The sequence below is a fragment of the Acinetobacter sp. AOR14_HL genome (genome assembly GCF_027855175.1).
Taxonomy (GTDB): Bacteria; Pseudomonadota; Gammaproteobacteria; order Pseudomonadales; family Moraxellaceae; genus Acinetobacter; species Acinetobacter calcoaceticus.
The window spans coordinates 121,582-133,497 of sequence record NZ_JAKTII010000016.1 but is presented as its reverse complement, the minus strand read 5'-3'; the positions used below and the strand labels follow the sequence as shown (position 1 = coordinate 133,497).

At 39.1% G+C, this 11,916-nt stretch carries 10 protein-coding genes; 5 read left to right on the top strand and 5 right to left on the bottom strand.

Annotated features, from left to right (window positions below; all coding sequences use genetic code 11):
- From tuf to MKL38_RS15885, 5 genes are all read right to left on the bottom strand, one after another.
- The gene (tuf, locus tag MKL38_RS15905; RefSeq protein WP_209830134.1) at window positions 1-1,191 is read right to left on the bottom strand and encodes an elongation factor Tu; all 1,191 of its coding nucleotides are present in this window, start codon (window positions 1,189-1,191) and stop codon (window positions 1-3) included.
- A 93-nt stretch (window positions 1,192-1,284) separates the two neighbouring features.
- The gene (gene fusA / locus MKL38_RS15900) at window positions 1,285-3,423 is read right to left on the bottom strand and encodes an elongation factor G (RefSeq protein ID WP_004641624.1); all 2,139 of its coding nucleotides are present in this window, start codon (window positions 3,421-3,423) and stop codon (window positions 1,285-1,287) included.
- A gap of 177 nt (window positions 3,424-3,600) precedes the next feature.
- A complete protein-coding gene (rpsG, locus tag MKL38_RS15895) occupies window positions 3,601-4,071 on the bottom strand; it encodes a 30S ribosomal protein S7 (RefSeq protein ID WP_004638185.1) in 471 nt (156 codons plus the stop codon).
- A 160-nt stretch (window positions 4,072-4,231) separates the two neighbouring features.
- Window positions 4,232-4,606, bottom strand: coding sequence for a 30S ribosomal protein S12 (rpsL, locus tag MKL38_RS15890; RefSeq protein WP_002050319.1), 375 nt, complete (start codon window positions 4,604-4,606; stop codon window positions 4,232-4,234).
- A gap of 199 nt (window positions 4,607-4,805) precedes the next feature.
- Window positions 4,806-6,125, bottom strand: coding sequence for an EcsC family protein (locus MKL38_RS15885; RefSeq protein WP_198077871.1), 1,320 nt, complete (start codon window positions 6,123-6,125; stop codon window positions 4,806-4,808).
- A gap of 300 nt (window positions 6,126-6,425) precedes the next feature.
- Between MKL38_RS15885 and MKL38_RS15880 the strand changes: the two genes are divergently transcribed.
- The 5 genes from MKL38_RS15880 to MKL38_RS15860 all read left to right on the top strand — a co-directional run bounded on the left by MKL38_RS15880 (window position 6,426) and on the right by MKL38_RS15860 (window position 11,902).
- Window positions 6,426-7,655, top strand: coding sequence for a beta-ketoacyl synthase N-terminal-like domain-containing protein (locus MKL38_RS15880; protein ID WP_004641618.1), 1,230 nt, complete (start codon window positions 6,426-6,428; stop codon window positions 7,653-7,655).
- An 18-nt stretch (window positions 7,656-7,673) separates the two neighbouring features.
- Window positions 7,674-8,126, top strand: coding sequence for a protoporphyrinogen oxidase HemJ (gene hemJ / locus MKL38_RS15875; protein ID WP_005042681.1), 453 nt, complete (start codon window positions 7,674-7,676; stop codon window positions 8,124-8,126).
- Between the two features lie 183 nt (window positions 8,127-8,309).
- The gene (locus MKL38_RS15870) at window positions 8,310-8,870 is read left to right on the top strand and encodes a hypothetical protein (RefSeq protein ID WP_270903736.1); all 561 of its coding nucleotides are present in this window, start codon (window positions 8,310-8,312) and stop codon (window positions 8,868-8,870) included.
- 385 nt (window positions 8,871-9,255) lie between these two features.
- Entirely contained in the window at window positions 9,256-10,881 is a 1,626-nt protein-coding gene (locus tag MKL38_RS15865; protein WP_270903733.1) for an NAD+ synthase, read from the top strand.
- Entirely contained in the window at window positions 10,874-11,902 is a 1,029-nt protein-coding gene (locus MKL38_RS15860; protein WP_270903732.1) for a hypothetical protein, read from the top strand. The genes MKL38_RS15865 and MKL38_RS15860 overlap by 8 nt, the downstream gene beginning before the upstream one ends.
- Window positions 11,903-11,916: the final 14 nt, after the last annotated feature.

Sequence of the window (11,916 nt, the reverse complement as noted above, 5' to 3'; positions counted from 1 at the left end):
TTATGCAGTTACTTTCGCAACAACACCAGCACCTACAGTACGACCACCTTCACGGATCGCAAAACGTAGACCTGGGTCCATTGCGATTGGGTGGATTAATTCTACTGACATTTCAACGTTGTCGCCTGGCATAACCATTTCAACGCCGTCTTGTAATTGGATTGCGCCAGTTACGTCAGTTGTACGGAAGTAGAACTGTGGACGGTAACCGTTAAGGAATGGAGTATGACGACCACCTTCTTCTTTAGAAAGTACGTATACTTCTGCATCGAATTTAGTGTGCGGCTTGATTGTACCTGGTTTAGCAAGTACTTGACCACGTTGTACGTCTTCACGCTTAGTACCACGTAGAAGAACACCACAGTTCTCGCCTGCACGACCTTCGTCAAGCAATTTACGGAACATTTCTACGCCAGTAACTGTAGTTGTTTGAGTATCACGGATACCAACGATTTCAACTGATTCGCCTACTTTCACGATACCAGCTTCTACACGACCAGTTACTACTGTACCACGGCCAGAGATAGAGAATACGTCTTCGATTGGCATTAAGAATGCTTTGTCGATAGCACGTTCTGGTTCTGGAATGTAAGAGTCAAGCGCTTCAACAAGAGCAAGAACTGAAGACTCACCATATTGACCAGCATCGCCTTCCAACGCTTTAAGCGCAGAACCACGGATAACTGGAGTGTCATCACCTGGGAAGTCATAAGTAGAAAGAAGTTCACGAACTTCCATTTCTACTAATTCAAGTAATTCTTCATCATCAACAAGGTCACACTTGTTTAAGAATACGATGATGTAAGGTACACCAACCTGACGAGAAAGAAGGATGTGTTCACGAGTTTGTGGCATTGGACCATCAGTCGCAGCACATACAAGGATCGCGCCGTCCATCTGAGCAGCACCAGTAATCATGTTTTTAACATAATCGGCGTGGCCCGGGCAGTCTACGTGAGCATAGTGACGGATTGGAGAATCGTATTCTACGTGTGAAGTATTAATTGTAATACCACGTGCTTTTTCTTCAGGTGCTGAGTCGATTTGTGAGTAATCTTTCGCTTCACCGCCGTAAGTTTTTGCACAAATAGTTGCAATCGCAGCAGTTAAAGTTGTTTTACCATGGTCAACGTGACCGATTGTGCCCACGTTTACGTGTGGCTTATTACGTTCAAACTTGGCTTTAGCCATGATGATCTTCCTTTATAAACTGCTCATGCAGGGTCACTGCACGAGCGCTTGGTTTTAACTAAGAATTAGTTTGGGCTTATAGTAATCGAAAGATTACTCGTCGTCACCTTTTTTACCGCCAGTCTGGAACTTAGCGATGATGCCTTCAGCCACGTTACGTGGAGTTTCAGCGTATTTAGCGAATTCCATAGAATAAGTCGCACGACCTTGAGACATAGAACGCATTTGAGTCGCGTAACCAAACATCTCAGCCAATGGAACTTCTGCTTTAATTGCTTTTGTTCCACCAGGAAGATCATCCATACCTTGAACCATACCACGACGACGGTTTAAGTCACCCATGATATCGCCCATGTAGTCTTCTGGAGTTTCTACTTCAACTTTCATGATTGGTTCAAGAAGGATAGGATCAGCTTTCATGAAACCGTCACGGAAAGCGTACGAACCAGCCATTTTGAACGACAATTCATCAGAGTCGACATCATGGTAAGAACCATCGAATAATGTCGCTTTGATACCCACAACAGGGTAACCAGCTAATACACCATTCTTCATACGTTCTTGAATACCTTTGTCAACCGCACCAAAGAATTCTTTAGGTACAGTACCGCCGACAACTTCTTCAGCGAATTGGTATTCTTTACCAGCTTCTTCAACATCCATAGGCTCTAAACGAACATATACATGACCGAATTTACCTTTACCACCTGTTTGACGAACGAACTTACCTTCTTGCTCAACAGTCTTTTTGATTGTTTCGCGGTAAGCAACCATTGGTTTACCAATGTTCGCTTCAACACCGAATTCACGCTTCATACGGTCAACGATGATGTCAAGGTGAAGCTCACCCATACCAGCAATAATTGTTTGACCAGATTCTTCATCTGTACGAACGCGGAACGATGGATCTTCTTTAGCCAAACGACCTAAAGCAATTGACATTTTTTCTTGGTCAGCTTTAGTTTTTGGTTCAACAGCCAATGAAATTACTGGCTCTGGGAATTCCATACGCTCAAGTGTAATGATGTTTTTCTCATCACATAATGTATCACCAGTAGTAACGTCTTTAAGACCTACACACGCTGCGATATCACCTGCACGGATTTCATCAAGATCTTGACGTTCGTTCGCATGCATTTGCACGATACGACCGATACGTTCACGCTTAGATTTAACTGGGTTATAAACCGGATCACCTTGTTTAAGAACACCAGAATAAACACGTACGAATGTTAAGTTACCTACGAACTTGTCGTTCATGATTTTGAACGCTAACGCAGAGAACGGAGCTTCGTCAGATGCTTCACGAGACGCTTTAGTTTCGTCTTTGTCGTCAAGGATACCTTCGATCGCTTTAACTTCTGTAGGTGATGGTAAGAATTCAATTACAGCATCCAACATACGTTGAACACCTTTGTTTTTGAACGCAGAACCACAAAGCATTACTTGAATTTCAGAAGCTAATGTACGAGCACGTAAACCTGCAATGATCTCTTCTTTAGAAAGATCACCTTCTTCAAGGTACTTGTCCATTAATTCTTCAGAAGCTTCAGCCGCAGCTTCAACCATTTTGGTACGCCATTCGTTAGACGTATCAACTAGGTCAGCTGGAATTTCAGCATATTCAAACTTCATACCTTGAGATGCTTCATCCCAGATAATCGCTTTCATTTCGATAAGGTCAACAACACCTGCAAACGTATCTTCTGCACCGATTGGCACAACGATAGGTACAGGATTACCACCTAAACGAGTTTTAACTTGCTCAACAGCACGGAAGAAGTTTGCACCAGTACGGTCCATCTTGTTCACGAATGCTAAACGAGGCACTTTATATTTGTTTGCTTGACGCCATACAGTTTCAGACTGAGGTTGTACGCCACCAACTGCACAGTAAACCATGCACGCACCGTCAAGAACACGCATAGAACGTTCAACTTCGATTGTGAAGTCTACGTGTCCCGGGGTGTCAATTACGTTGATACGGTGTTGTTCGAATTGGTTACCCATACCAGACCAGAAACAAGTTGTAGCAGCCGAGGTAATTGTAATACCACGCTCTTGCTCTTGTTCCATCCAGTCCATTGTTGCTGCACCATCGTGTACTTCACCAATTTTGTGAGATACACCTGTGTAGAACAAAATACGTTCTGTTGTAGTTGTTTTACCTGCGTCAATGTGCGCAGAAATACCGATGTTACGGTAATTACTAATTGGGGTTTGGCGAGCCATGATGTCTACATTCCTAAATGTTATATTTAAAACAGGACGCATCAATTAAATTGATGCGTACAAATATCCAAGCAGGCAACTTAAATACCCGCAAAGCTCCCACTTTGATAAAGAGCAATGTTGAATCGAGCTGCTGTACGCATGAATATTCTCCTGATTAGGGACTGTTTTATCCGCTTAGAAACGGTAGTGAGAGAAGGCTTTGTTGGCTTCAGCCATACGATGCACGTCTTCACGTTTTTTGATTGCTGCACCTTTACCTTCAGCTGCATCAAGCAACTCACCAGCAAGACGTAAAGCCATCGTTTTTTCAGAACGCTTAGCAGCAGCATCTACTAACCAACGCATCGCTAAGGCAGTACGACGGGATGGGCGTACTTCCATAGGTACTTGATAAGTAGCACCACCAACACGGCGTGCTTTTACTTCGACCATAGGACGAACTTTTTCAAGAGTAGTCTCGAAAAATTCAACTGGGTCTACTTTGTTTTTTTCTTGAACACGTTCTAAAGCACCGTAAACGATACCTTCAGCAACAGATTTTTTACCATCTTGCATTACGTGGTTCATGAATTTAGCGATTGTTTGGCTGCTAAATTTTGGATCTGGAAGGATCTCACGAGCAGCGACTACGCGACGTCTTGGCATTTTAATACACCTAATAATATGACACTTCAGGATAATCCAGCAGTTTGTACAAGTGTCATGTACACGACGCTGGCCTTACTATACGTCGCTTGAATTACAAATCTATGAAGAATTCAAACAAGCGAAACGCTAAAGGGCTTATTGGACTAGTTTCCTAGAATTACTTCTTAGGACGCTTAGTACCGTATTTAGAACGTGATTGATTACGATCTTTAACACCAGCACAGTCTAATGAACCACGAACGGTATGGTAACGTACACCTGGTAAGTCTTTAACACGACCACCACGGATAAGAACAACACTGTGCTCTTGTAGGTTATGACCTTCACCACCGATGTAGCTAGATACTTCAAAACCTGAAGTTAAGCGAACACGGCAAACCTTACGCATAGCTGAGTTAGGTTTTTTAGGTGTAGTTGTATAAACACGTGTACAAACACCACGACGTTGTGGACAAGCCTTCAACGCAGGAACTTTGGATTTTTCAACCAAAGTCGTACGACCCTTACGGATCAACTGATTCGTTGTTGCCATATGGCAATTCTCCCGTTATTAAAAAACCTTAAAAAGAAATACCTCTTTTTAAGGGCACATAATTGTAAGCTAAGATGCAAAAATGGTCAACACGGCAATACTTACCAAATGTTGACCATATCAATCTTTGACAGGATAACTTACAAATTTAAATAGAGTTCAAATTTTATTTTTAAACCTCTTATTTGTAAGCGTATTGTTAAGAGTATTTTTTATCATTCAACTCCTCTTCATCTTCCTCTGGAGCTAAAGCTGGTTTTTGCTCAGTATGCTCATGTTCCTCTACATGTTTATCGGCAAGTTGCTCAATACCCTGATGAACATTTTCCTGAATTTTCTCTTCGCTCTTTTTACTTTCTGTTGGCTTTAAGACAATAGATACTTTTGAAATTACATCATGATTTTCTACTTTATGATGATGCGCAGCGTGAATATTGCCATCTTCACCAACACTTAAAAGACGTGGACTGGCTTTCTGAATGAGTGTAACCGCAGCATAATAAGCCTGTAGCGGAGATAAATGCTCACTTGGATGTTCATTTAAATAATGTCTTGCAGCTCCAAAGATAGCTTGTGCTTTATGACCAACATCCTCTTGTAGTTTCCAGCTATATACTGCGCTTAAAACAGCACCAGCAACTGGTGTAACTTTACCAAAGGCTGAGAGTTTAGGAATACGATTTAACCAAGCCCATTTAAACTCTCCGTCTTCATCGACCAACCAGTTCTTTAAAGTATCAAAATCAGTAGTTGAACCTAACACTTGCTGAAATTGATGAATATCTTGCGTTTCCAACATATTCCGTAATGTTTTTAAAGCTAACAATAAAGTTTGCTTTTCAGCAATCAGACTAATATCAACTTCTTTAAAAATAAACTCGACAACATCTTGGTCAGTAACTTCTTGAAGGTCAAAGCCATGTGATCTTCCTGTCTGATAAATCGTTCTCAAGACCAACACGAGTGAAACAGGAACATCTACAGCAGCGCCAACCACACCTGACACACCTGTGATTGCCCCTTGTATTGTCGCAATTAATTTGTTTTGTTCAATGAGCGCCTGACTTAAACGTTGAGAACGGCCCGTATCCTTAGTTAGTTCAAATAAATCTTTAGCCCCCGCTTCTTCCAAGATTTTTTCAGTTAAGGTGCTTTTTGAACTAAAGTCATTCAACCAATCAAATAAATAGCCTGAAACTTTTTGATCCCAATCTGGGGAAAGAAATGTAGCCACACCATTTACTTTTGTAAAATGCCGTCCAAAGACCTGACGAGTTACTTTCGGTAATTGTTCTCGAAGCATTTGTTGAGGACTTTCATATTGCTCAACTTCAAATGGGCTTTTTGTTCTCGATCTACCTTCAACCGTTTTACCAGCTGGAATTGGTTCAATCACCTTACTTACATCACCAGATTGGCTCTGTTGCAAGATACTCAATCCTGTAGAACTGAGCTTTTTAGCCACTCCGAAGACCTGAGAAAACAAATTGTCAGATTGATTATTATTGAATTTTGTCATCAAGTACCTCGATTTTTTAATTTATCTAATTAGACATAAATACTAGGTGGAATGTGGATTTATCTCAACTTGTATGTGTGTATTTTAGTTAACCCTAAATGCAACATACCATGTATTTAGTTATTTTTTTTAAATGTAAAATTGTCATAAAGATTTGCCATAAGAAATAAAAATCCTTTCTGCTATCATGTTAACAACGAAAAAACATGAGTCTTGTTTTCTTATAGCTATATTCTCCTATTCATTTTCATAGCTGTTGATCACGATAGACTCTTAATATCACCATAAAGGGACCTGTAGATGAAACGTGTTGTAATCACTGGTATGGGTATTAACTCATGTATCGGTAACTCTTTAGAAGCAGTTACTCATTCACTTCAAAACGGAATCTCCGGGACACGTTTTAACCCAACTTATGCTGAACTCAATTTTAAAAGTCATGTGAGCGCTGCTGCAGAACAAGATTTTGATCATATTGACCGTAAGTTAAAACGCTTTATGGGCGTATGTGCAATGTACGCTTACAATGCTGCTGTAGCTGCTGTTGAACATGCAGGACTTACTGCTGAGCAAATCGGTGGTAATCCACGTTACGGTATCGCAGGCGGTTCAGGTGGTGGTTCAACTGCATCTGTTGTTGAAATGACAGAGCTTTTAGAGACTAAAGGTGCACGTAAAGTAGGACCTTTCTTCGTACCACGCAACATGTCAAACACGATTACTGCAAACGTAGGTGTTGCATTTAAACTACAAGGTATTGCTCATACTATTACGAGTGCTTGTGCAACTTCTGCTGACGCAATTGGTTATGCTTACAACCTTATTCAACTTGGCAAACAAGATCTTATGCTTGCTGGCGGTGGTGAAGAAGATCATTGGTCTCAAAGTTTATTATTTGATGCAATGGGTGCGCTTTGCTCGAAATATAATGAAACTCCAGAAACAGCATCTCGTCCATATTCAGCAGACCGCGACGGTTTCGTTATTGCTGGCGGTGGTGGTTTCGTTGTACTTGAATCACTTGAACACGCTCAAGCACGTGGTGCCAACATTTTAGCTGAAGTTGTTGGTTATGCTGCAAACAGCGATGGTGCAGACATGGTTGCTCCAAGTGGTGAAGGCGCTACACGTTGTGTATTAATGGCACTTGAAGAAGCTAAACAACATGGCGTAGACAAAATTGACTATGTAAATACACATGGTACGTCTACTCCAGCTGGTGACATTACAGAACTTAAAGCAATGGAACGTGCATTTGGCGAAGGCAATGTACCTCCTCTTAGCTCAACCAAATCTATGACAGGTCATAGCTTAGGTGCAGCTGGTGTACAAGAAGCTATTTACTCTGTTCTAATGATGCAAAATGACTTTATTGCACCAAACATCAATGTGACTGAACTTGATGAAGGCGCAAAACCTTTTGATATCGTACTTGAAAAACGTGATGCAAAATTGAATACTGTAATGAGTAACAGTTTTGGCTTTGGCGGTGTTAACGCTTGCCTTATTTTCAAGAAGTGGGATGCATAATCCCACGTAGGATTATCGATGGATGCACCTTCTGATGCTTTTTTGTGGGTAAAAGCATTACATATTATTGCTGTGGTTTGTTGGTTCGCTGCTTTGTTCTACTTACCACGTTTATATGTTTACCATGCCATGAGTGAAGATGCTGCTAGTCATCAACGCTTTGAAGTAATGGAACGTAAGTTGTATCGCGGAATTATGTGGCCTTCTATGATTGCCACATTAATTACCGCCCATTTTCTTGTGGAATGGGGCGATGCAACTCGACATTACCATCAGGCAACATGGTTTTATCTTAAAGTTGCTTTAGTCGCTTTATTAGTCATCTACCATTTGGTATGTGGCTACTATCGTAAAAAACTTATCGGAAATGCACACTATAAATCACATAGGTTCTGGCGTTTCTTTAATGAAATGCCAACTGTAATCTTATTTGCTGTAGTGATTTTAGTTGTCGTAAAGCCTCAGTTTTAACTGGGGCTTTTGCTTTTCCGAGCAATTTTTTTAATTTAGACAATAAAAACTCGCAGAGTTATCCCTATATTTAACTTTTTCAATCAAAAAGCATAAAATCAATGCTCTCTTAAAGTTATACCCAATGAGTAAATCCGACCCTTTATTTACTAATAAGTAATCTATACTATCCTAAAGAAATAGATAAACTCATTTAATGGCAAAGCTATGCTAACCCTTACTGCCCTTAAACACTCAACCCAACAACAATTTATACGTCTTACGCTTTTTATTTTTCGTCACTTAAAAAACTATCCCATCAGATATCTGACTGCTCAAGAAAAAGTATTAGCACAACTCGTTTTCGGTGACATGCTCAATTGTGAACAACCTAAAATTATTGCTACTCGTTATTTACCTTGGCAGTCTTGCGGTATTTTTATGGCACCAAATGGAAATATTTACGTCAACCCTTCCGACTACAGTGAAAATTACGCTCTAGAATCTAAATTTATGCAGGGTATTTTTATTCACGAACTCACTCATGTCATGCAACATCAAAAAGGTATTCATGTACTACTTAAAGGTGCATTGTTGCAATCGGCCTATTATCTTAGCTTTAAAAATTACAATCCCTATAAATACACCTACTCTCCCCACAAGGCGTTTAGCTCTTATAACATTGAACAACAAGGTGAAATTGCCCGTGACATTTGCTCTGGGAAAATCCCAAATATTATCTGTTCACCTCAACTTCATTTGTAACTAAATAATCAGTCTTTCCTTGAACGTAACATTTTTTGCTTAATGTAAATGAGAATTCTTATAAATCAGAAATACTTATCTAAACAAGAAAATCACTCTTACTTAATTCAAATTATTGAAAAAAATATAACGCGCTTATTCCAAATTGGCTTGTGATAAGGCAGTATACAAACAATAAAAATAATGAAGCCTGTTTCTATTCTATACAGAAAATCTCGTTATTTTTACGCAGAAAATATGTGATTGGTATATATTATTGATCTTGACATTTTTGTTTACTATTTTAATTGTTTACTATCGTATCATACACATCGTTGAAAAATTATATCTATAAAAATCAACACTGTGTGTATCTATATTCGTTATGATCTAGGATTAGGTTTGAATGAAAAGTTTTAAAGTTGCCCTTGCTCAGTTTTCTCCGCATATTGGCAATATTGACTCAAACACCAAAAAGATGATTGAGCAAGTGAATCAGGCGAAAAAACAAAACGCTGACCTGATTATTTTTCCCGAGCTTTCTGTCATTGGTTATCCAGCTGAAGACTTACTGTTACGTCCAAATTTAAATAAACGTATGCAAAAGGCTTTTGCTCAACTTGCCGAAGTTAAAGATATTGTCATGGTTTTTGGATTTGTAAACCAGACAGAAGATGGTCAACGTTATAATTCTGCTGCTGTCATGAAAGACGGTCAAGTTTTGGGTGTTTTTAACAAACACAATTTACCAAACTATGGCGTCTTTGATGAAAAACGTTATTTCCAAAAAGGACATCAGCATTTGGTGTTTGAATATCTTGGACATAAGTTTGGCGTATTGATTTGTGAAGATATCTGGTCAATTAATACCGTAAAACAGTTAAGCCAATTAAATGTTGATACTGTTCTTGTACTCAATGCATCACCATATGAAGTCGGTAAACCACAACATCGTACACAAACCTTAAGTGAACTTGCAAAACAACTTCATCTAAATATTGTTTACGTTAACCAAGTGGGTGGACAAGACGATTTAATTTTTGATGGCACAAGTTTTGTCAGTAACAAAAATGGTGAAATTGCTTTACAAGCACCAAGCTTTAAAGAAGACCTTTATATTGCTGAATTTGACCATAAAAATAAATCATTTAAAGTCACTGAATCTGCTCCTGCATTAGAAACTTTTGCAGAGATCTATCAAGGTTTAGTTCTGGCAACACGTGACTATGTAGAGCGTTCAGGTTTCCCTGGTGTAATTTTAGGTTTATCTGGTGGTATTGATTCTGCCCTTACACTTGCTATTGCTGTTGATGCAATCGGTGCAGAAAAAGTACAAGCCGTAATGATGCCTTATACCTACACTTCTCAAATTAGTGTTGAAGATGCAGCAGAACAAGCTCGTCGTATGGGTGTGACTTTCGGTATTGCTGAAATACATTCAGTTGTAAATAGCTTTATGCAAACCTTGTATCCTTTCTTTGGCAACTCACCAGCAGATGCAACCGAAGAGAATTTACAAGCGCGCGCACGCGGCACATTACTCATGGGTTTATCAAATAAATTTGGTAATTTAGTACTCGCTACTGGCAACAAGTCTGAGCTTTCAGTTGGCTACTGTACACTTTATGGTGATATGGTTGGTGGTTTTGCTGTTCTAAAAGATGTTTATAAAACGATCGTATTTGAATTGGCAAAATACCGTAATAGCTTAAGTGAAACACCTGTTATTCCTGAGCGTGTAATTACTCGTCCACCTTCAGCAGAACTTCGCCCAGACCAAAAAGACCAAGACTCTTTACCAGCATATGATGTATTAGATGCCATCCTTTACGCATATATTGAAGAAGATTTAAGTCAGGCAGATATTATTGCCAAAGGTTTTGATAAAGAAGTAGTTGAAAAAGTCATCCGTTTAGTTGATCGTAATGAATATAAACGTCGTCAAGGCGTGATTGGGCCGAGAATTACTTCTCGTGCATTTAGTCGTGAACGACGTTATCCGATTGTCAACGGTTGGACAGCGAATGACTGAGCAGAAAAACTCATCAAAAACCACAACACTTGCTCAAGCACTTTTGCTTGAGCAAGTGGAATTTTTCAAAAAACAATTATCTATAGAAAACTCACCTATTTATTTCCAGCAGTTCATTCAACTCTTTATGCAACATGCTGACGAAATCAAACTTCATGAAGTGGTGGATTTAGAGCAACTACAAGCCGTTGTGAAACGCTATGCTTTTGAAATGCAGCTAGGTGCTGGTTTACTTGAATTTATTGGGGAAATTGCGCAGCGTATTTATCTGTCTGCTATGAAGTCTCCAATTCAGCTACAAGATTTGGTATCTGACCACCAATTTGAAATGTGGCTCTCCAAATTTTTAGAAATGGAACATATTCCTCATTATCTCAACCAGTTTTTAAGAACTAGCCCCGCCGTTCAACAACTTTGCCAATATATTGCGACCTCGACCTTAGAACAGAAAATACCAAAATTTCTAAATGCATCTAGAGTAGATGACTATCATTTTGAATGGCAACATAAACTCAAAAAATTCTCTTTTTTACAACAACAACGTCTTGAGCATAAACTTGAAACTTGGATTGCCAGCTTTATTCACGAGCAACTCACAGAATTAAGTCTTTTATCGACTGAAGATTTAGAAAGTCTGATACGACATGTCTGGGAAGATCTTAGACATAAAAAAATGTATGAGTTTATGAAACAGTTAACTCCTCTTGATGTTGAAGAGTTCTTTGTTTTAATTTACGAATATTGGAAAGAATTACGCCAGTCACAATTTATGCAAGATCTTATTTTGTATGGCGTAGAAGTTTTTTATGAATTTTACAAAGACGAGAGTTTATTTGAAGTATTAAGTGAGATTGGTTTAACCGAAACCGATTTACAAACTGAAGCTTTACGTTTTTACCCTAAAGTCATGAATGTCTTTAATGAGCACAGTATTCTAGAGCCGTTACTTCAAGCGATTTTAGCTCCTTTTTATCAAAGCTCAAAAACACTCGATATGATTGAAAAACATTTTAATGAGTAAAAAAAAGACAAAAA